This is a genomic window from Pedobacter sp. MR2016-24, assembly GCF_026239655.1.
Taxonomy (GTDB): domain Bacteria; phylum Bacteroidota; class Bacteroidia; order Sphingobacteriales; family Sphingobacteriaceae; genus Pedobacter.
On record NZ_JAPIVO010000001.1, the window covers coordinates 757,874 to 778,992 of the forward strand.

Here is a 21,119-nt window from a genome sequence, read left to right on the forward strand (position 1 = left end):
TGAGTGTAATACGGAAGCAAATCTAAACAAATTATTGTGCTGTCTGCTTTTGTGCGTCAATTGCTTTTAACAATTTCTCATAAGGCGCATTGAACTTCTCAATACCTTCATCTTCCAGCTGCTGTGTCAGTTGATTAAGGTCAATGTCTGCATGTTGAAGTTGTGCCAATACAGCAGAGGCACCTTCAAGATCAATTTCCAGCCGACTCGCAGGATCACCATGATCACGAAAAGCATCCAGTGTTTCCATAGGCACGGTATCCACTGTATCCGGACCAATTAGTGCTTCTACGTATTTGGTGTCTTTAAATTCAGGGTTTTTACTACCTGTACTTGCCCATAACAAACGTTGTGGTCTTGCACCTTCAGCAGCAAGCTTCTCCCAGCGCGGACCGCTAAAAACCTCTTTGTATATTTCATAAGCTTTTTTAGCGGAAGCGATCGCTACTTCACCCTTCAGGTCGGTCAATTCTTTTTCCTGAAGTATCGGATCTACCAGTACATCTATCCGGCTTAAAAAGAAACTTGCTACAGAAGAGATCTCATTGATGCTTTTTCCATTAGCCAGACGTTCTTCCAGACCAGTAATATAAGCTTCAGTGACTTCACGATAACGCTCCAATCCAAATAATAAGGTTACGTTAATATTCAGGCCTTCACTGATGGCTTTTTGAATAGCAGCCAAACCAGGTTTAGTACCGGGAATCTTAATCATCACATTTTTTCTGTCTACAGCTTCCCAAAGCTCCAGTGCCTGTTTAATCGTGCCCTCGGTGTCAAGAGCCAGTAATGGCGACACTTCCAGGCTTACATAACCGTCAGCACCTTTTACTTCCTCATTGTATACAGGTAAAAGAATTTCTGCTGCCTGCTGTATATCTTTCACAGCCAGACGGTAAAAGATGTCTTCATTACTTATATTTTCTTTGGAGAATGCTGCAATATCGGCATCATAATCCGCACTGCTGCTAATTGCTTTTTCAAAAATAGCGGGATTTGAGGTAACACCTCTTACACCATCTTCATCAATCAGCTGTTTCAATTTACCCGATTTAATAATATCGCGGTCAATAAAATCCAGCCATATACTCTGACCGTAATCGTGTATTTTTTTTACTTTACTTGTTTCCATGTCCTTTGTATTTTGTAAAAGAACAACTTCGGGGATTTAATGTTTATACCAGCTAAAATATATGCACTCCTGTGACAAAGCATTATTTATCCTTTTTATTAACTTTGGCCAATGTCTAAAAATAAAAGTAAGGTTATAGCGTGGATAACCAGAATTGCTGTGTGGTTTGTTTCAGTGAGCGTACTTTGGGTATTGGCCTATCGTTTTATCAATCCGCCGATCACCATGCTGATGATCATGCGTAATATAGAGCGTAAATCGGATGGTAAGACCTTTAAGACAGAGAAGGATTGGGTGGACCTGGAAGATATGTCTGACAATATAAAAAGAGCTGCAATAGCTGGTGAAGATCAGCTGTTTGTACACCATGCCGGTTTTGATATCAAGGCCATCGGCAGAGCCTATAGTGCCAATAAACAGGGGAGTACCGTCAGAGGTGGAAGTACAATCTCTCAGCAGACAGCAAAAAACGTATTCTTATGGCCCGGTCGGTCATGGCTGCGTAAAGGCTTTGAAGCTTATTTCACTTTACTGATTGAACTGTTGTGGGGTAAAGAACGAATTCTGGAAGTGTACCTCAATGTGATTGAAATGGGGGATGGAATTTATGGAGCAGAAGCGGCATCACAAAGTTATTATCAAAAATCCTGTAAAAACCTGAACCGTTCCCAGGCATCCCTGATCGTAGCATGTTTTCCTAATCCCATTCGCTGGACGCCATTGCATCCAACGCGGTTTATCAAACACCGGCAATACCTGATTATGAACAATATCCGCAGATTGGGGCCTTTAAAATTTTAGCCAGATCGACTAAAGCAGATCTGCAAAAACTTTGTTGTGCCAGCTGTCCCTAAGAGGAACTTCCCATTTGTTCTCAAAATCCTCCAGTGTCTGTACCAAATTATTGAATACAATAGAATCACGGGTAATCTTTTTAATACTGATCAGCGTTTCAAAATCTTCCTTATTCAATACCACTACTTTGTCATCAACTTTATAGGCCATGTTAAAACGATTAAACAGATCTACACTGTATTCCTGCTCAATGCCTTTAATAACCCGTACTGACGCATCAATAGAGCAGCCTGTAGTGCCTGCAGAGGCTTCATCAACAATAAAGACGATGAAATAATTATATAAAATTTCTGCTTTTGCCTGCAGCTGGTGGCCATGTGCCTTCCATTGAGAAGTAAAGTCATTCAGTTGTAGCTGAATAGCCTGCTGCTCGTCAGTACTGAACTCGCGGTCACTTTGGTAGATCCAAACTTTAGATTGTGGAGAAAAACTCATACACAAATTTAACATTTTATTTAAATTGACCTCTTTAAATATCCGATCCAATGAAAAAGTTTACATTTTGCTTGAAAATAGGTGCATACGGCATGTTATGTATAGGTTTTCTTTCTTTTTCATTCCCTGATCCTTTAGAAGAGGATGCAGGTTACGTGCAGCAGCAACTCTCCGCGCATTGTAATGCTATATCGGGAACACCACAGGTCAAAAAGTATGAACTGAATGTAACGAAGACAGGTTTCTGCCGCTATAAACGCTTTCTGCAAAATGGGAAGGTAGAATACTTCTCCTTTAATCTGATCAAATTCAAGCATATGGATTACCTCGGCAATTCGCAAAATGGGATTTTATACCTGCGTACAAAAGGTGATGATGTCATCGTGCAGACTTACAACGACAGCAGGGGCGGAGATATTGACAGTATGGCTACTTATATGTCAATTCCCCTTAAAAGCATTGAACCTGAAGACCTGAATGAGTTTGCACAGCGCTTTCAGCGGATGAGCCTGGCTTTACGCCGATAGTAAATACCGGAGTTTCCATATCCCTTGAGGCCACAATGATTTCAGTTCCTTGAGCATGTTCATTGAATAAACTCAGCACCAGATCAGGTTTATTATTGTCTTTTGACAGATGGGAAAGGAGGAGGTGACTAAGGTTAATATGACGGAAATTGGTAAATAATTCCAAAGCCTGCCTGTTACTTAAGTGCCCCATACCACCACTTATCCTTCTCTTAAGATAATACGGATAACTGCCATTGTGTAGTAGATTTTCATCGTAGTTTGCCTCCAGGAAGGCTGCGTCACATTGCTGGAAATGATGTGTCAGTTGTTCACATACGGCTCCCAAATCAGTAAATACACCAACTTTTACCGGACCACATGACACCATAAAGCTGTGCGGCTCCGCTGCATCATGTATTTTTGGAAAACAGGTAATATGTAATGATCCGATCTGCACGGTTTCCTGACTATAAAAACTACGAACCAGCTGTGCTGGTAAATTCAGTTTGCTGTTATTCAGTGTGCCGGGAGTAATATATACCGGAATCTGGTATTTTTTGGACAATACCGTTAGGCCGCGGATATGGTCTCCATGTTCATGCGAAATAAATATAGCTTTCACCTTAGACATAGAAAGGCCTAGTCTGAGCATCCGTATTTCAGTCTCTTTACAAGAAATACCGGCATCTATCAGCACCGCTTCCCGCGCATTTCCCACATAGTAACAATTTCCGTTACTACCTGAATTTAACGAAGTAATAAAAAGAGGATTACAATCCATTTGCTCTTGCTGTAATTTCTGCAATATCCAATACCTGGACATTTTGATTCTGATCTTTCATTTTAACGCCATCGCTTAACATCGTCATGCAGAAAGGGCAACCTGCTGCAATAATATTAGGATGAGTTTCCAATGCTTCTTCAATTCTTTCAATGTTGATGTCCTTATTTCCTTTTTCCGGTTCTTTAAACATCTGCGCACCACCCGCACCACAACACAGGCCGTTGGACTTGCAACGTTTCATCTCTACCAGTTGTGCATCCAAGACTTCTAACGCTTTTCTGGGTGCTTCGTATATACCATTCGCACGTCCTAAATAACAAGGATCATGATAGGTGATCTTTTTGCCTTTGAAACTTTCCCCGCCTTCAGCTTTCAGCTTACCTTCATTAATCAGGTCCTGTATCAGTTGTGTATGGTGAATAACCTCATAGGTTCCACCCAGGCCGGGATATTCGTTTTTGATGGTATTGAAACAATGCGGACAGCCGGTTACAATTTTTTTGACATTGTAACCATTCAGCACCTCTATATTCGTCATTGCCTGCATCTGGAACAGAAATTCATTTCCCGCACGTTTGGCAGGATCGCCAGTACAGCTTTCTTCCGTGCCCAGTACTGCATATTTTATACCTACATGGTGAAGGATTTTACAGATATCACGTGTTGTTTTTTGCGCGCGTTCATCATAGCTCCCCGCACAGCCTACCCAGAATAAGATTTCAGGTTCTTCACCTCTTGCAATCATTTCTGCCATTGTAGGCACTTCTATATTTAATTTCCCGCTCATTATGCTTTGGAGTAATAAATTTAAATTAATCTTCTTTAGCCCAGTTAAAACGGTCAGACGGAGAATATTTCCATGGGGCACCGTTATTTTCAATATTTCCCAGCATTGCACTGATACTTGATGGCGCCTGGGATTCTTCCATTACAGCATAGCGTCTTACTTCTGTAATAATAGCCAGTGGGTCTATATTGATAGGGCAGGCTTCAGTACATGCATTACAACTTGTACATGCCCATATTTCCTCTCTCAGGATATAATCATCAATCAATGATTTGCCATCACTGAAATCAGTTCCATGTTTATCGATATTTTTACCTACTTCCTCCATTCTGTCACGTGTATCCATCATGATCTTACGTGGAGAAAGCAGTTTGCCTGTCAGGTTAGCCGGGCATACTGCAGTGCATCGCCCGCATTCCGTGCAGGTATAAGCATTCATCAGGTTTACCCAACTCAGATCATTCACATCCTTAGCGCCAAAACGTCCCACTTCAGCCTCCGGAGGTGTAAATGAAGGATCAAGCATCGCTTTCACTTCATTGGTCACACTCTGCATGTTGGTGAATTCGCCTTTTGGCTCCAGATTGGAAAAATAAGTGTTGGGAAATGCGAAAAGAATATGAAAGTGCTTAGAGTAGGGCAAATAATTCAGGAAGGCAAAAATACCAATGATGTGAAACCACCAGCAGCCTCTCTCCACTAAAATAAGCCCGCTTTCTGTATCAGGTAATAAATGATGCAGGTATTGACTTACAGGGAAGGAACCGGCATTCACATAGTGATGTGCCCCCAGTAACTGTAGTTTAGCATCGGCAGCATTCATGAATAAAAAAGCCGACATCAGTAGTATTTCTGTGATGAGGATATAATTGGCGTCAGATTTCGGCCAGATGGTCAGTTCTCTTGCGGTAAACCGCTTTATCTTCAATATATTTCTCCTGATCAGGAAGACTGCACAGGCCAGCCATACACCCATGGCCAGGAATTCAAAGGAACCAATCAGGAAATTATATACACTTCCCAATCCTCCGAATATACGGTGTGTACCAAATATCCCATCAATCATGATCTCTAATACCTCAATATTGATGATCACAAAACCTATATAAACAACAAAGTGTAATGCCGCAGGTATGGGACGTACAACCATTTTGGTCTGTCCAAGAGCAACTTTAACCATGGTCATTAATCGTTTTGCTGGCTGATCTGATCTGTCTGCGGGCCGGCCTAATTTAATATTGCGGATAACCTTCTTCAGGTTGAAGCTAAACAGCGCAATTGCAGCTATAGTGATTGCTATGAATAGAATTTGTGAAATCATTATCTGGTTAATCTTTTACTTCATGCTAAGTTAAATAATTAGAACAAAGAAATTGCTATGCATGCATAAATTTTAATATTTAGAGCTTTTATAAATAGATTTTGTCGCGCTAAACTTTTTTCCAAAAACAGTTTTGTAATTCGAAAAAGAAACTATCTTTGCAACCCCAACCGAGGGGAACATGATCAAACATGTATAAATAAGATGGTGCGGTAGCTCAGTCGGTAGAGCAAAGGATTGAAAATCCTTGTGTCGCCGGTTCGATCCCGGCCCACACCACTTTAACAAAAAGCGGTTACAAGCAAACTTGTAACCGCTTTTTGTTTTGGATTAATTTGATTATAAATTCGATATTGACATGTGCCTGCTTACATTCCAAAAATAATACCCAGCATTTTCATACCCACCTGCATCGGATTCTTTCCAAAATCATAAATAGTTTTATTCTGTTTAATGGCCATTTCCGTTTCAGTTACCGGCCTGCTATCTACATTACTGAACGCATACAGTACTTTGAAATCAGAATCCTTTTCATACTGGATCAGTAATTTCATGATCCCTGCTTTTTCTTCCACATATAAGGGGTGCAGAAAATTCAATGACTGCGGCATTTCGGCAGAAGTCCATACATCGATTTTGTAAACAGTTCCGCTTGTGCCAGATAAAGCGACCTCAGATTTTGGCACTGTAACTGGTTTCTTTAGGGTGTAGACTGATTTTGTACACAGATAACCAGATACCTTATCTGTTTCAGCCGTCCTCACTACACTATAATTTTTAATGTCCAGCTCATTGGAATTCAGTTTTGTAAAGCTGTCGCCACTAAACCGTACCGTAATGTCATTTGCACTGTTTTGCGACTTTGCATAGATCATACCTGTCTTCTTATCATTATCCACATGATTTTCACCATGATATGTGAGTGCATCAAATTTTGCAGTAGCTTCATTCCCCTTAACGTATAGTACTGATTTTATAGGCAACATCAGAAAAGCCATGTTTAATACCCCGTTTTTTTTAGTTTGCGCCTCTATCACCGCCTTGTCTTTTGCAGACAGTTTTTCACTCATCTGCTTCATCTGTTCTGATATATTACCTTTTGCCGGATCAATCTGTTGAAAGAGTTCACCCAGAGTGCTGCCCGGAGTAGTGATGCTGATCGAAATAACCCCTTCTGTAAATCTGGTTTTAGTTTCTTTACCATCAGCAGCGACCTCTGAAATATTTTTTAGGTTAGCCTTTGTTTTGTCGGAAGGGCTTTGCGTACAGGCTACGATAGTTGTTAAAAGCAGTGCAGCAAGGAGATAGTTAATTTTAGAATTCATGTAAAATTTTTATTATAACAATCAAAGCTGAAAAAAGTTGGTGTAAAAAAAATGATTATAGTTGTAAATCGATGGTCTTTAGTGATTTGTCATTTTCAATCTGAAGAGGATACTGAATCAGCATATAGTAGCTTACGCCTTATTTTAAATTATTTTCAAATAATATTTGGAGATGAATAAAAAGAAGTTACCTTTGCAATCCCAACCGAGGGGAACATGATCAAACATGTATAAATAAGATGGTGCGGTAGCTCAGTCGGTAGAGCAAAGGATTGAAAATCCTTGTGTCGCCGGTTCGATCCCGGCCCACACCACTGCAAAAAGCTTCAGAGAAATCTGAAGCTTTTTTGTTTAAAAGGCATTTCGAAAAAATCTAATCTACTTCGCATCGTTTACCTCAATCCAATGTCCATCAGGATCCTGAAAATAGAGCTGTTTCACCCCGTCCACTCTTACTGTAACAGATTGAGGCTTTCCTGGCCAGTCTGAATAGTTTATTTTTTGCTGATCCAGTTTTACTATGAAATGGGGAATTGAAGCGACACTAAAACACAAATGCTCATTCTTGTCATGTTCTACCTTACGGCTTTCACCCTTAATAAGGTGCATCTGGCCTGCCTTACCTAAAGTAAACCAAACGTGCTTTCCATCTTTAAATGGTTCTTCAATTTTAATAAGGTTCAGCAATGAATGGTAAAAATGTTCGCTTTTGTCAAGATCTGTCACATAAACAGCAATGTGATTCAGTACTGCGCTTTCATTGTCTGGTGTCGTTTGTGCCACTACTTTAGTTTTACAAAACAATAGCAGGCAGGCGAGAAATATCAGGTTTAAAGTTTTCATAGTCTCTTTTATAATTTAAATATAAGACCTTCTTTTCACAAACAAGAAAAGATCAGGATAGCCGGACGACCAGTAACAACCATTATATTATCGAAAACTGCATCAGCTTGCAAAACAGATCCATAAAAGCTGATGCAAGCGTTATGACCAATGACAAACATATTTAAACAATGAAAATAAATGCCTAATAGCTTTGTGGTTATCTGCAAAACTGTTATTTTTCATTGGCTAAAACAACACCTGTTAAATCCCGTTTTTTTAATGATTAGTTACAGGTTAAAATTTTAATGAAAATGGGTTTAATGCATTTGCGGGCAGGTTTTACAAAAAAATGATAGACTTAAGAGAAGAAATGAAACTGAATTATACGGAGGATTTCAGGATAGCCTGTAAGATCAATAATCTGAAACATGAAGAATTGATTCAATATTTTATCGATCATGTTTCATTTTACACCTTTATTGGCGGTGAAATGGGACCGGTACACCAATGGGCAACTAAAGTATGTATTGATTGTAAAGACCTGTTTGAGGGGGAAGTTGCGAGAGAAAATGACAATGACATCCGGCGTATTTCACTGAAGTATATCAAGAAGTTAACTGCATTGAGTCTGGGAGATGAGTTTACTGCCGAAGAGAAGATGCTCCATAGTGATGACCTGATTGAGCAATGGTCTCAAGAAATGTTGCCCCTGACCAGCTATATCACAGAACTTTATACAGGTGAAGGGCAAATCCTTTACTTAAGTTTCGAATTCAACCTGCTTTGTAAAATGAATGGTGTAATCCTGGAGCAATTGCTTCAGTGTTTTATTGATAGTATATCGCTTGCCAACGAGCGGGCTGTAAATCTGAATGATATGGTTGAAATTAATCCGGGAATGGCCGTTTTATTACTCATCCTGATTGGTAACAATGAGGTGAAACATAGAATCATGCCTCATCAGGAAATTTATAAAAAATATGGACTAAAACTCTTAAAACTGGATAAGAAGCAAAGAGAAGAGCAAAATTTGAAAAATAGGATAGATTCCTATCGTTCTTTCTATCAGGAGTGGTATAATGCGTTAAATAATTTAGATTGATCCCTGTTTTTTCTGTTAGCCATTACTATAGTGAACCCGATTTATCAATATTGTCTGGCTTTTAATTCCGCGATTTCTGGTATTATTCTTACGATAAATATATTTATATTTTATATTTATAACATGATATGCGTTTTATTAAATTGATTTGAGGAGCCTGTAGGAAATTTATTAAAACAATTTACATATGGACTCAAAAAAACAATTAAGGCTAAGTTATCCTGAAGATTTCAGGGTCGCCTGCAGAATTAACAATCTGAATCAGCAAGAAGTACTTCAGTACTTTATTAACAAGGTCTCTTTTTATGCTTTCAATGGCGGAGAAATGGATGCTTCATCTTTGTTAGCTACCAATATTATGCTGGAATGCATGGATGAGACAGGTAGAGATATAGTGCCGGTAAAGGAAAAAAAGATTCAAAAGATTTTTTTAAAGAATATCGGACTGCTGATCAAGCTGAGTGCAAATCCACATTTGAATCTGGTTGAAAAGATGCAGGAAAGCATTTACCTGATGGAAGAATGGGCGATGGAGATGTTGCCGATGGTAAATTACGAAACATCAATTGAGACTGACAATGAAGAGGCATTGATGTTATCATTCGATTTCAATCTGCTTTGTAAAGTAAATGGACTGGACAGTATACGGGTTTTACAGTATTTCATTGATAAGATCTCATTGCCTATAGACAGGGCCATTAATCTGCAGGGGTTTGTTAAAAGTGAAAGCTGTATGGTCTTAATGCAGATGATGTTGATCGGAAAAGCTTATGATGATGTTTATAATCATAACACTGATATTTCCAGACATTTTTCCAGTCGGCTGGAAGAATTGGATAAACGGCTGATGCGGGAAAGGGAACTGGTTACAAGAATAAGAGTTTATAGAGCTTTTTATGCAGAATGGTACAATACTTTACAAAAAAATATAGAATGAATAGAAGAGGAGATTGAAAGGTCTCCTCTGGAATACAAATACAAAAACCTAAGCCTTTTTTTTCTTGATCGGTGTCAATGAGTTTGCAGGCAAAAAATCTTTTGGTGATATGCCAAAATGGTCAGCAAATATATTAATGTGCTTTAAGTTATATTTCGCAGGATTACCCAGGTTTTCCACATTCCCAATGAAGGATGCCTTTACACCAATAATATAAGCAATATCTTCCTGCCGCAATTGTTTATCAGTTCTTAATTTTCTGACAAAGTCTATTACGTGCTGCTCAATAAGATCAAGTTTTGCTTTCTCTTCCATTTGAAGCTAAGTAATTTATATTCTGAGATATATTTTACATATATATATGTAATTAAACTTTTAATTAGCATAATTAAGCTAATATATTCATTATTAGACTGGGCTTCAGATATATTTTTAGAGCTCAATTATTTTTCTGTACCTAAGGCTTTAAATATCAGTTGTTAAGGATGGTATTAGATGATCCGATTAATATTCCCACTTATTTTAAATGAAATATAATACACATATATGTGTAAATGATATTTAATTGTTAATTTCGAATGAGCAATGGGGGATTAATTGTAATCGAATGAAAATCAATTATTTATATTGTTTTTATGATTTTATTTCTGATTTTTCATCTCTGTACATCATAAACGCGTAATCTTATATGAAAAAGATTAGCAGCATTTTTTACCCTCAATAAGAAAAGAATGGAGTTAAATAAAGAATTAACGCTTAACTATGCTGAAGAGTTCAGGATAGCCTGCACCATTAATAACTTACGGTATGAAGAGGTGCTGCAAAGCTTTATTAATGCGGCATCTTTTTATGTTTTTACTGGCGGTGAGATAGATGCTGCTGCTCAATGGGCAACACAAGTTATTTTGGATTGTAAAGAGGAAGTGAATGGAAAAGCCCCCTCGGTGTCTGCTCAGCTCATGAGCGAAAGCTCTTTCAAATACATAAACATGTTAAAAGAACTGAGCAGGGCTGACCATCTTTCCCGACAAATAAAGTGTAATAAAAGTGAAGCGGTAATGAGGGAATGGGAAGAAGCCTTTTTTGCTGAAGCCCCTTATCATGATCAGGTAGAGATAAATGGAAATTGCTACCTGAATATCCCTTTTAATTTCCATATGTTATGCAGAGTGAATGGTGTCAGTATCAAGCAGGTATTGCAATATTTTATCGACATCATTTCATTGGCAGAAGACCGGGCACTGAACTTATATACGATTATTAAGGTTAATCCGGGTACGGCATTTATCTTGTTGTTGCTGATAAAAGATAATCATACCAGCAACAGAAGACTACCCCAGGAACAGATTTATGTGAAATATGGTCTGCAATTGCTGGATCTGGATGAAAGACTGGAAGATGAAATTGAATTCAAATATAGGGTAAAAGCTTACCGCAGGTTCTATCTGGAGTGGTACAACGCTTTACGTGTAATGATTAATTAAAAAGACTTACCAGATCAGGGATTGATCAACTTAAAAAACTTGTTCACATCCTTATCACTGCTGGAAGTGAATTTAAGCTTCTTATCCGGACCATAGAGGTATACCGCAGGATATTGTTTTGGACGGAATGCCATTATAAATACATGATCGCGATCCTGCACAACTTTAACATTCTTTTGTCCGATGAGCGGCTTTCCAAAGTTGGTCATGAAATAATCAATGGAACGGTATTCATCCTGTGAAACCAGGTAAATATTGACCTTGCTTAGCTCTTTGGTTCTTTTGCTGATCTGAGCTACTACTTTCTGACAGTGCCCACAGGTCGCATCAAAAAATATAATCATGGATTGCTTTCCTGATGGAATACTATAAGTTGAAAACTGAGAATTGTCAACATTATAAAATATGGCATTTGGCATTGCATCACCTGGATGCTGAGCGGAGGCGGAAAAAGAGATAAAGAGTACAGTTAAGCAGGCGAGTATTAGTTTCATAAGATTTTTACATCAGGTGTATAGTTGCAAATATCGGGTTTTATAACACTTTTGTGTCAGGTGAATTACAGTTTTAAAAATGAGGTATTCATTTTTAAAACTGTACGTTAACAGATATAAGTATCTTTAGCAGATTTAAAGCACTAATGAAAACCAGTATATCACATCTGTTATCTTTTAAAAAATCTGGCAATTGTATTTTTGCTGTTTTCGGTTTTTTCATCATCCTTCTTTTTACCAGGAATAGTGGAATTGGTATCTCGCCAGATTCAATTGTATACTTAAGTGTAGCCAGAAATATGGTGGCAAACGGTTCGTTTGTAGATTATAATTTACAGCCTTTAGTAGATTTTCCGGTTTTATTTCCTTTTTTTCTGAGTGTAAGCAGTTTTCTGACCAGGGCAGATCCGGTTGTATTAGCACCCTATCTGAACGGGATCATATTCGCATTATGTATTTTTCTGACCGGATATCTTATTGATTTAGCTGATATCAGGACATCTATATATAAATATATGTTATTGTTTTGCCTGGTGTTGAGTCCTGCATTGATGGATATCTATACGATGTTATGGTCCGAAACATTGTTTATTGTTTTCACCCTGTTTTTCATGATTGCCTTTCACAACTATCAGGGTAACCGTTCTCTCCCATGGCTGCTGTGCTGCGCCGCTATTGCAGGACTGGCTGCTGTTACCCGTTATGCCGGAATCACAGTCATTGCCACTGGAATGATGTTACTTTTTTTTGATCCCTCACTGAAATTCAGGAAGAAAGTATTGCATTTTATTTTATTCACTTTTGTGTCGAGTGCGTTTCTGGCGGCGAATTTATTACGAAATAGTCTGATTACGGGCTTAATGACGGGACCGCGAGAATCCGGCATTACTTCACTTTTTGCGAATATCAATTTCTATACAAATGTGGTCAGTTCGTGGCTCTCCATTCCAGCTCAACATTTAACCTTTTGTACAGTAATAGTGGTTACCATATGCTTCACTATGGTAATTCTGTTTTTACGAAGTGCAGTGATAAATAAGAAATATGCTACAGTACCAAATACTTTCAGGGCATTTTTTGTGGTATACACCGTTTTTATCATTGGGATTTCTACGCTTTCGCATTTCGAGCAGATCAATAACAGGTTACTTTCGCCACTCATCATTCCTTTAATGGTAATCCTGACTTATTGGCTACCCGGATATATGGCTCGTTTGAAAGGAAAGACCAAAACTACAGCAGTTGTTTTTTTAAGCCTGATCGTCGTTTGCTTTGAACTGGTTCAGCTGGAACAGCTCTATAAAGAATATAAGGAAGATAGCACCTATGGTATTCCAGGTTATACCGATTTGAGCTGGCAGCAGTCGCACTTAGCAAAATTCTTAAAATCTCATCCCGGCGCATTGAATAAGCATTACAGTATTTATTCCAATGCACATGAAGCTGCCTATTTTAACGGAGGCTTACAGGCGTCTTCTATTCCTCATCAGATCGATAAGGCGGATATTCAGGACTTTTTTAATGATAACGGGCAGTATCTTATCTGGTTTCATCATGTAGATGACAGGGAACTGATTACTTTATCCCAGATCAGCGCACATGCTACTGTTACTAAAAAATATGACTTTAAGGACGGTGCGATTTATTTTATCATTCCCCACCACACAAATTAATCTTTCACGTGAAAACAAAATCTGCAGCGGGGTTCATAGCTTTCTTTTTCGCCAAGCAGAATCTTAGCATCGCTCGCCACCTTACGGTAGGAATACATAGCCGGGCAACCACATCTTACGCAAACGGCATTCACTTTAGTTACCAGTTCTGCTATGGCCATTAATGCAGGTACGGGACCAAAAGGCTGACCAGTAAAATCCATATCCAGTCCGGCTACAATTACCCTTATTCCTCTGTTTGCAATTTCATTACATACTTCCGGTAAACCTCCATCAAAAAATTGTGCCTCATCAATTCCGATTACCTGCGTATCTGCACTCAGCAGTAAAATTTCAGCAGAACTGTTCACAGGGGTAGAGGGAATGGAATTGTAATTATGAGATACTACAGCTGTTTCATCATAGCGGATATCCGTTGCCGGTTTAAAGATTTCCACTTTTAGCTTAGCAATTTCTGCACGCTTTAATCTTCTGATGAGTTCTTCTGTTTTTCCTGAAAACATGGAGCCGCAAATCACTTCTATGCTGCCGCCATATTCTCCTCTTCTGTAGTTTTGTTCGCTAAATAACATGCTTTGGTTTGTTGAGGGGGGCTGTCCGGCAAATATCGAAATTATGTATGAGATTTTTATACTACTTTTGAGTAGCAAATAAACAACACAAAACGGCAATTATTACGTTATTAAGTTATGATGAACCAGGAGGACATATTCAAAAAAATAGGACAGATACTCAATGAATTAGGTGAACAGTATCAATACTTAGCTCAAAATCCTCAAGAGCTTAATGAGCTGGAACTGGAACTTTTCCTGGCCAATGCTGATTTTTTGTCCGATCATGTTCAGATCATCAAAAAGATCAATACCAAAACTGCAAGAAAGATTTTACCTGAGCATACGGAAATCAATGAAGAAACTGTTGTTCCGCCTCTGGATATTATTTCAACAGCTGTACAGGAAGAAACATTGCCTGTTAAACCTGTTCACGATCAGGATATTTTCCGGATTGATCAGGAACCTTCCACTTTCGAATTTATCCTGAGTGAAGGTAGTGATACCGATAAATTTGAATTTGAAGAGAAATCTGTCGATGAAATATTCGACCGTCCGCTAAGTAAAGAAGAGGAAGAAATTATTGCACGCAAGCAGAAGCTGAAAGAGAAAGAAGAATTTGAATTGCAAAGTCCTGCTCCGGAAGAAGATGAAATCGGACCCGAGCCCTTTCTCGTTGCAGACAGCGTTGAAGAAATAGAGCCGGAACTGGTAGAAGAACCTGAACCTCAAATAACAGCAGAGGAGGAGATACTGCCTGAGCCAGTACAGGAAACTATAATTACGCCTGAACCTGGTTCAGCATCAACATTTACAGCTCCGGCAGTTTCAATGCCTGAGTCTGTAGAGATTCCTGAACCGGAGCCTGTGGTACAGCAGCAGCTATTCACCCCTTCATCACCAGTTGTTCCTCCCGTTGTTGAACGACAGAGCGAGGATAAGCCTGCGGGAAAGCCTACACTGAATGATATTCTTGCAGGCAATAACACTCGTACTGCACAAAACGGAGCTGGCAGAGCGCCGATAACTGATCTTAAACACGCTATCAATCTAAATGATAAGATGAGATATATCAAAGACTTATTTAATGGATATAATCTGGCCTATGCCGAGGCGATCGACCTTTTAAATAAAATGCCTGACTTCAGGACTGCCGATGCTTTTCTGCAGAATAACTATGCAGTGAAAAATAACTGGGCGGCAAAACAGGAGACGGCAGATCAGTTTTATGAGTTACTACATCAGCGTTTTCCGGCTAAATAAATCCCATCCTGTTTGAATCTAATTTTAGAAAGATAAACAGCAGCACCGTAAAACTCCATAAGGATGATCCCCCGTAACTGATAAAGGGGAGGGGGATCCCGATTACCGGAATAATCCCAATAGTCATTCCAATGTTAATAAAGACGTGGAAAAAGATAATACTGGCCACACAGTAGCCGTAAACCCTCGAAAAAGAAGACCGTTGCCTTTCTGCAAGGTTGATGATTCTGAGCAGTAAAAATGTATAGATACCTATCACTACTGTACAGCCCATGAATCCCCATTCTTCGCCGATAGTGGAAAAGATAAAGTCAGTACTCTGTTCAGGTACATAGCCGTATTTTGTCTGCGTGCCCTCCAGGAATCCCCTTCCGGTTAGCTGACCTGATCCTATGGCAATTTTAGACTGATTAACATTATATCCGGCACCTCTGGGATCCGTCTTCAATCCCAGCATAATTTCAATGCGTATTCGCTGATGTGGTTCCAGTACCTTTTCATAGGCAAGTTTCACCATAAACAGATAAGCAATAGCCACGATCGTGGTAATAATAATGGAGAAGAGCCTTTTTTGCTTTCTTCTGTTCTGGTAGACAAATATTCCGCCTGCCACTAAAATTATTGGAATCAGTACCTGTATCGGAACGAGGAAGTCTGCTATAAACAATACAATCATTCCCAGGAAAATCAGCAGAAAATAGCCAGACAATCCTTCCCTGTAAAGCGGGAACATAAATGCAAGAAATACCAGTGCCGAACCTGTATCCGGCTGGAGCATGATCAGCAGCAAAGGAAAACCAATAATCAGCGCCGCAAAAAATATAGATTTAATATCGCGGAACTTAGGATTGAAATTACCTATGTAACGGGCTACCAGCAAAGCAGTACCAAATTTGGCCATTTCCGAAGGTTGCAGTCTGAATCCTCCGGGAAGAGAAATCCAGGCCTGATTCCCGCCCACATTGCGGCCAAATACCAGTACGGCCATCAGTAACAACATGGTTATTCCATAAACAATCGGGGAGAAGACACTAAAAAACTTGGCATCGAGCAAGAGAATGGAAAATCCCAGCAATAAACCCGTAATAATATAAATCAGCTGCTTGCCGTAATTGCTGCTGAAATTAAAAATATCAGAGGTTTCCGGATTATAAATTGAAGCATAAATATTAATAAAGCCAATTGCACATAGCGCCACATACAATAAAATCGTTATCCAATCTACATTAAAGAAAAACCGGCTGCCTTGTTGTGTACTCATTTTGTAACTTGAATTGGTTTAGTGGCTGTTGTCGGTGCCGGATTTCCTTTACTTGTACTATCTATTGGTTTCGGAAGTAATTTCACCTTAGGTTTTGGCTCCTCTGGCAACACCACCTGTTTTTTCATCCACTCTGCACGTTCTGGTCTGTTACCCGAAAGCTTGCCTGTCAGATATTTCTCCGTAAGGTAACTGGCTATCGGTGCAGCATATGAACTCCCGAATCCGGCATTTTCTACAATTACAGCGATGGCAATTTTCGGATTATCACGTGGTGCAAACCCGATAAATACGGAGTGATTTTTTCCATGAGGATTTTGCACAGTTCCCGTCTTTCCGCAGAAGAGAATATTTGGAATAGCCGATTCTCTGGCTGTACCATGAGGTGAATTTACTGCATCCTGCATCCCATCGATGACAGGTTCAAAATGCGCTGCATCTATATCTACCGAGTTTTTAACCAGGTATTCTTTTTTGACCTCTTTTTTATCGCCTATTCCTTTGATTAAATGAGGTTTAATATAATAACCTCTGTTCGCAATGATAGCCATGATATTGGCCATCTGTAGTGGAGTGGCGCTCATCTCACCCTGTCCAATGGCGAGTGAAATCACAGTGGTATATCCCCAGTATTTACCGAACCTCTTTGTATATTCTGCTGAAGTAAATAATCTTCCTTTACGTTCAAAAGGCATATCCAGTCCCAGTGTAGAGCCAATACCAAACTTTCTTACCTTGGCTTCCCATGAATCATAAGCAGCAGTTTTACTTTTGAACTTACCCTGCGTCATCAGTTTCTGGAAAACATAACAGGCATAGGTATTACAAGATCTGGCCAGACCTCTTCGCATAGAAATAGGTCCGTCAACGTGTTCGCATTTCACCGGATGATTACCTGCCCAATAAACGCCCGGGCAGTTAAAGGTAGTATTGGGATCAATCACCCCTTCCTGCAAAGCAATCAGATCGTCTACCGGTTTAAAAGAGGAGCCCGGAGAATAATAACCAGACATCGGCCTCACCGTAAGCGGACGGTTTGGAGAGCGGAAAATATCCATGTAATTATTTCCCTGCTGCCTGCCCACCATTAAGTTCGGGTCGTAAGTCGGACTGCTGACAAAAGCAAGTACTTCTCCTGTGGAGGGCTCAATAGCGACAATACTGCCCACTTTATTTTTCAGCAACTGTTCTCCCAGTTTCTGCATCTCTATATCGAGTGAAGAAACCAGTGCTTCACCGGAAATAGCCAGCGTGTCGAACTTACCTTCCAGATAGCTGCCCTGCGGCACGTTTTTAGCGTTGTAAATGGTATTCTCCACCCCACGCTCACCCCGTAATGCCTCATTATACTCGCGCTCTATACCAGCTTTCCCAATATAATCACCGGGGCGGTAATATCCCTGACTGTCTTCTATATCTTTTTCTGTAACTTCCTTAACATAACCAAAAAACTGACCTGCTACACTATCCGGATAATGCCTCACCGTTCTGTTTTGTGTTTCAAAACCGATAAAACGTGATAGTCTTTCCTGTAAAGCAGCATAGGTTTGCACTGATAGCTGTTTTTCAAAAACGGTACGCTGATAGCGCGACTGATTCCTCGCTTTATTAAAACGTTTATAAAAGCCTTTCATATCAATCCCGATAATCCTGCAAAGCTCCAGTGTATCGAATGGTTTAACAAGATTGGGCGTAACCATCAGATCGTATACAGGTTCATTCTGTACCAGCACTCTGTTGTTTCTGTCCAAAATTACCCCCCTTGCAGGAAAGGTGTATTTTTTTCGAAGTACATTACTATTTGCAGATAAGAAATAGCGGTCGCTCGCCACCTGTATATAAAAAAGCTGACCTATAAGAATAAGTGCAACTACTATAAATAAACCCTGAATGATGTATTTCCGATTAAAAAGATTATCCATTAGCGCATTTTCCTATTATAGAAGATAAATTCTACCAGTAGAACAGTAAACAATGTAAAGATACCGCTAAGCAGGCACCTTAGCAAGGTATAAGAGAGTTCTGTTAATTTAAAAGCTTCTAAAAAGAAAAGTACAATATGGTGTGCGAAGGTGCACAAAAGGGCATATAATGAAAACCACCTGAAACCCATGTTGCCCAGTGAAGGTTCGGGTTCATCGAAATTATCACGACTCACCGTTACGGAAATAAACAGGATCCGTACAAAAACGAGTGTTACACAGGCTGCGGTATGCACTCCGATCGTATCATAAAAAGCATCCAGTGTGATGCCCGTACCAAATGCAATCAGATACACCAGGATGTTCGGTGTACTAAAAGGAAGCAGCAGCAGGAACAGGATATAAGTAAAAGGTGTGGCGAGGTTATAAAAGCTCATGTTCCTTAAAAACAGCACCTGTATAGAGATCAGGAGGAACCACCTTACAATATTGATTAAAATAATTCTACTGTTCATTCGGTAATTTTGATTCTAGTGCTTTTTGTTCCTGTGCATATTTGTCTTTGATCACGTACACATACTGTAAGGTACTGAAATCGTTGAAAAGATTGATCTCAATGGTCAGAAAGTTGTCTCCCGTTGCTATTCCCCTGTTACTGATCACCCCAACCGGAATGCCAGGAGGGAAGGACGCAAATCCAGAGGTAATGATGGTATCTTTCAGCTTTACTTTAAAATGATTTGGAATATCCTTGATATAGGCCTTTCTGTAATCCGAATTCCGGTCGCCCCATACCAGGGAGCCCAATGCTTTTGTAGATTTGATGCTCACACTGATTTTCGTGTCTTTGTTCAGTAACGATTCTATCGTAGCAAGATGTTCAGAAACATCACGGATAGTGCCTACTACTCCTTTGCCTGCAGAGATAACGGGCATCCCACTTTCTATACCGTCCGCGGACCCCTTGTTGATCGTGATCACATTGTTTCTCAGAGTAATAGAGTTCTTGATTACCCTGGCAGCCAGGTAAGTATACTGTACCTTGTTAACCGTATCAGTAACTTTTATCAATCTGGCGGTATCAATATTTTTTAAAGCCAGTAATTGAGTATTGAGCTTAGCGTTTTCCAGCGCGAGGCTATCGTTTACTACGCCAAGGTTCATATACCTTTTAAAAACATTCAGGTTTTCGTAGGCACGGCCTACCACCTCATTGGTGGAGTTTACGGTGATACTACGCTGATATGCATTGTTTTTAACAGTGAGTACTACCCCAATTGTAAAGAAAATAACAAACAGGAAAAATGCGTTGTATCTGTTTATGAAAATCCAAAGGTTACGCATATTTCTCTATGTTGTTTGAAATGCAAAATGCGAGTGCGGTTTATGGCCGACTCACATTTTGTATGCTTATTGCTATATTTTAATTTTTATTGCATCAGGAACTTAAAGCCACCGATGTTTTTAAGTGCAATACCAGTACCGCGTACAACAGCACGAAGCGGGTCTTCCGCAACATGTACGGGAAGTTTTGTTTTCGCCGCAACACGTTTATCCAATCCACGAAGTAAAGCTCCGCCACCTGTCAGGTAAATTCCTGTCTGGTAAATATCAGCCGACAGCTCCGGAGGCGTAATCTCTAACGCCTTAAGAATTGCTTCTTCAATTTTAGAAATTGATTTATCCAGACAATGTGCAATTTCAGTGTATGATACGGTGATTTGCTTAGGTACACCTGTCATCAGATCTCTACCCTGAACAGCAAAATCTGCAGGCGGATCTGTCAATTCAGGTAAAGCAGCACCCACTTCAATTTTGATCTTCTCCGCAGTACGGTCACCAATCATAATATTGTGCTGGCGACGGATGTAATTGACAATATCAGAGTCAAAATTATCTCCCGCAACGCGGATAGACTGGTCGCACACTATACCAGAAAGTGCAATTACAGCAATCTCCGTAGTACCACCACCTATGTCGATAATCATGTTACCCATCGGCTCTTCCACATCAATTCCAATACCTACCGCAGCAGCCATTGGCTCGTGAATAAGATATACTTCTTTAGCACCTGCAATTTCTGCAGAGTCCCTTACTGCACGTTTTTCAACCTCAGTAATTCCCGAAGGGATACAGATTACCATTCTTAAAGAAGGAAACATCCAGCCTTTGCCACCATTCAGCATGCGGATCATTCCTTTAATCATGGCTTCTGCAGCATTAAAATCTGCGATTACGCCATCTTTCAAAGGTCTTACCGTACGGATATTATCGTGCGTTTTACCTTCCATTTGCATGGCCTGACGACCTATTGCTATAATTTTATTGGTTTGTCTGTCAAACGCTACGATTGAGGGCTCATCGACAACCACTTTATCATTATGTATAATCAGGGTGTTGGCGGTTCCTAAATCAATAGCAACCTCTTGTGTGAACCAGTTAAATAAACCCATTTATAG

General features: G+C 39.7%; 22 protein-coding genes and 2 tRNA genes. 9 read left to right on the top strand and 15 right to left on the bottom strand.

The window, feature by feature from the left end:
* Nucleotides 1-31: 31 nt before the first annotated feature.
* A complete protein-coding gene (gene tal, locus OQX62_RS03465; RefSeq protein ID WP_265830005.1) occupies nucleotides 32-1,132 on the bottom strand; it encodes a transaldolase in 1,101 nt (366 codons plus the stop codon).
* Between the two features lie 111 nt (nucleotides 1,133-1,243).
* Here tal and mtgA point away from each other — a divergent pair, with 111 nt between their 5' ends.
* Nucleotides 1,244-1,933, top strand: coding sequence for a monofunctional biosynthetic peptidoglycan transglycosylase (mtgA, locus tag OQX62_RS03470; protein ID WP_265830006.1), 690 nt, complete (start codon nucleotides 1,244-1,246; stop codon nucleotides 1,931-1,933).
* A 9-nt stretch (nucleotides 1,934-1,942) separates the two neighbouring features.
* On the opposite strand, the gene OQX62_RS03475 is transcribed toward mtgA, so the two are convergent.
* Nucleotides 1,943-2,422: an ABC transporter ATPase gene (locus OQX62_RS03475; protein WP_265830007.1), complete on the bottom strand. Its 480-nt coding sequence runs from the start codon at nucleotides 2,420-2,422 to the stop codon at nucleotides 1,943-1,945.
* Between the two features lie 50 nt (nucleotides 2,423-2,472).
* Between OQX62_RS03475 and OQX62_RS03480 the strand changes: the two genes are divergently transcribed.
* Nucleotides 2,473-2,949, top strand: coding sequence for a hypothetical protein (locus OQX62_RS03480; protein ID WP_265830008.1), 477 nt, complete (start codon nucleotides 2,473-2,475; stop codon nucleotides 2,947-2,949).
* On the opposite strand, the gene OQX62_RS03485 is transcribed toward OQX62_RS03480, so the two are convergent.
* Genes OQX62_RS03485 through OQX62_RS03495 form a run of 3 tightly spaced genes read right to left on the bottom strand, consistent with a single transcriptional unit; the run spans nucleotide 2,873 to nucleotide 5,823 of the window.
* The gene (locus OQX62_RS03485; RefSeq protein WP_265830009.1) at nucleotides 2,873-3,712 is read right to left on the bottom strand and encodes an MBL fold metallo-hydrolase; all 840 of its coding nucleotides are present in this window, start codon (nucleotides 3,710-3,712) and stop codon (nucleotides 2,873-2,875) included. The two genes, OQX62_RS03480 and OQX62_RS03485, sit on opposite strands and share 77 nt — an antisense overlap.
* Nucleotides 3,702-4,502, bottom strand: a complete 801-nt coding sequence (locus OQX62_RS03490) for a (Fe-S)-binding protein (protein WP_265830010.1) — start codon at nucleotides 4,500-4,502, stop codon at nucleotides 3,702-3,704. Before OQX62_RS03490 ends, OQX62_RS03485 begins: the two co-directional genes overlap by 11 nt.
* A gap of 25 nt (nucleotides 4,503-4,527) precedes the next feature.
* Nucleotides 4,528-5,823 (bottom strand): 4Fe-4S dicluster domain-containing protein, encoded by a 1,296-nt coding sequence (locus tag OQX62_RS03495; RefSeq protein ID WP_265830011.1) that lies wholly within the window; start codon nucleotides 5,821-5,823, stop codon nucleotides 4,528-4,530.
* Nucleotides 5,824-6,029: 206 nt separating this feature from the next.
* Here OQX62_RS03495 and OQX62_RS03500 point away from each other — a divergent pair.
* A tRNA-Phe gene (locus OQX62_RS03500) sits at nucleotides 6,030-6,102 on the top strand.
* Nucleotides 6,103-6,191: 89 nt separating this feature from the next.
* Here OQX62_RS03500 and OQX62_RS03505 read toward each other — a convergent pair.
* Nucleotides 6,192-7,148: a hypothetical protein gene (locus OQX62_RS03505; RefSeq protein ID WP_265830012.1), complete on the bottom strand. Its 957-nt coding sequence runs from the start codon at nucleotides 7,146-7,148 to the stop codon at nucleotides 6,192-6,194.
* 241 nt (nucleotides 7,149-7,389) lie between these two features.
* On the opposite strand from OQX62_RS03505, the gene OQX62_RS03510 reads away from it, so the two are divergent.
* Nucleotides 7,390-7,462: transfer RNA gene (locus OQX62_RS03510), tRNA-Phe, on the top strand.
* 64 nt (nucleotides 7,463-7,526) lie between these two features.
* Here the strand turns inward: OQX62_RS03510 and OQX62_RS03515 are convergent.
* Nucleotides 7,527-7,991: a VOC family protein gene (locus tag OQX62_RS03515; protein WP_265830013.1), complete on the bottom strand. Its 465-nt coding sequence runs from the start codon at nucleotides 7,989-7,991 to the stop codon at nucleotides 7,527-7,529.
* Between the two features lie 331 nt (nucleotides 7,992-8,322).
* Between OQX62_RS03515 and OQX62_RS03520 the strand changes: the two genes are divergently transcribed.
* Both OQX62_RS03520 and OQX62_RS03525 read left to right on the top strand, forming a co-directional pair.
* Nucleotides 8,323-9,075, top strand: coding sequence for a hypothetical protein (locus OQX62_RS03520; protein ID WP_265830014.1), 753 nt, complete (start codon nucleotides 8,323-8,325; stop codon nucleotides 9,073-9,075).
* A gap of 187 nt (nucleotides 9,076-9,262) precedes the next feature.
* A complete protein-coding gene (locus tag OQX62_RS03525) occupies nucleotides 9,263-10,012 on the top strand; it encodes a hypothetical protein (protein ID WP_265830015.1) in 750 nt (249 codons plus the stop codon).
* Between the two features lie 48 nt (nucleotides 10,013-10,060).
* On the opposite strand, the gene OQX62_RS03530 is transcribed toward OQX62_RS03525, so the two are convergent.
* A complete protein-coding gene (locus OQX62_RS03530) occupies nucleotides 10,061-10,327 on the bottom strand; it encodes a helix-turn-helix domain-containing protein (RefSeq protein WP_265830016.1) in 267 nt (88 codons plus the stop codon).
* Nucleotides 10,328-10,743: 416 nt separating this feature from the next.
* Between OQX62_RS03530 and OQX62_RS03535 the strand changes: the two genes are divergently transcribed.
* Complete coding sequence (locus tag OQX62_RS03535; RefSeq protein WP_265830017.1) at nucleotides 10,744-11,496, top strand: hypothetical protein; 753 nt, start codon at nucleotides 10,744-10,746, stop codon at nucleotides 11,494-11,496.
* Between the two features lie 14 nt (nucleotides 11,497-11,510).
* Here the strand turns inward: OQX62_RS03535 and OQX62_RS03540 are convergent, their stop codons facing one another.
* Nucleotides 11,511-11,990 (bottom strand): TlpA family protein disulfide reductase, encoded by a 480-nt coding sequence (locus OQX62_RS03540; RefSeq protein ID WP_265830018.1) that lies wholly within the window; start codon nucleotides 11,988-11,990, stop codon nucleotides 11,511-11,513.
* 146 nt (nucleotides 11,991-12,136) lie between these two features.
* Here OQX62_RS03540 and OQX62_RS03545 point away from each other — a divergent pair, with 146 nt between their 5' ends.
* Nucleotides 12,137-13,663, top strand: coding sequence for an ArnT family glycosyltransferase (locus OQX62_RS03545; protein ID WP_265830019.1), 1,527 nt, complete (start codon nucleotides 12,137-12,139; stop codon nucleotides 13,661-13,663).
* On the opposite strand, the gene OQX62_RS03550 is transcribed toward OQX62_RS03545, so the two are convergent.
* Nucleotides 13,660-14,235 (bottom strand): thymidine kinase, encoded by a 576-nt coding sequence (locus tag OQX62_RS03550; RefSeq protein ID WP_265830020.1) that lies wholly within the window; start codon nucleotides 14,233-14,235, stop codon nucleotides 13,660-13,662. The two genes, OQX62_RS03545 and OQX62_RS03550, sit on opposite strands and share 4 nt — an antisense overlap.
* A gap of 117 nt (nucleotides 14,236-14,352) precedes the next feature.
* Here OQX62_RS03550 and OQX62_RS03555 point away from each other — a divergent pair, with 117 nt between their 5' ends.
* Nucleotides 14,353-15,477, top strand: coding sequence for a hypothetical protein (locus OQX62_RS03555; RefSeq protein WP_265830021.1), 1,125 nt, complete (start codon nucleotides 14,353-14,355; stop codon nucleotides 15,475-15,477).
* Here OQX62_RS03555 and rodA read toward each other — a convergent pair.
* From rodA to OQX62_RS03580, 5 genes are all read right to left on the bottom strand, one after another.
* On the bottom strand, nucleotides 15,470-16,738 hold the full coding sequence (rodA, locus tag OQX62_RS03560; protein WP_265830022.1) for a rod shape-determining protein RodA: 1,269 nt from the start codon (nucleotides 16,736-16,738) through the stop codon (nucleotides 15,470-15,472). The genes OQX62_RS03555 and rodA overlap by 8 nt on opposite strands.
* Complete coding sequence (gene mrdA / locus OQX62_RS03565) at nucleotides 16,735-18,660, bottom strand: penicillin-binding protein 2 (protein ID WP_265830023.1); 1,926 nt, start codon at nucleotides 18,658-18,660, stop codon at nucleotides 16,735-16,737. The genes rodA and mrdA overlap by 4 nt, the downstream gene beginning before the upstream one ends.
* Nucleotides 18,660-19,175: a rod shape-determining protein MreD gene (locus OQX62_RS03570; RefSeq protein WP_265830024.1), complete on the bottom strand. Its 516-nt coding sequence runs from the start codon at nucleotides 19,173-19,175 to the stop codon at nucleotides 18,660-18,662. Before OQX62_RS03570 ends, mrdA begins: the two co-directional genes overlap by 1 nt.
* Nucleotides 19,165-20,004, bottom strand: coding sequence for a rod shape-determining protein MreC (mreC, locus tag OQX62_RS03575; protein WP_265830025.1), 840 nt, complete (start codon nucleotides 20,002-20,004; stop codon nucleotides 19,165-19,167). Before mreC ends, OQX62_RS03570 begins: the two co-directional genes overlap by 11 nt.
* Before the next feature lie 86 nt (nucleotides 20,005-20,090).
* The gene (locus tag OQX62_RS03580) at nucleotides 20,091-21,113 is read right to left on the bottom strand and encodes a rod shape-determining protein (protein WP_265830026.1); all 1,023 of its coding nucleotides are present in this window, start codon (nucleotides 21,111-21,113) and stop codon (nucleotides 20,091-20,093) included.
* Nucleotides 21,114-21,119: the final 6 nt, after the last annotated feature.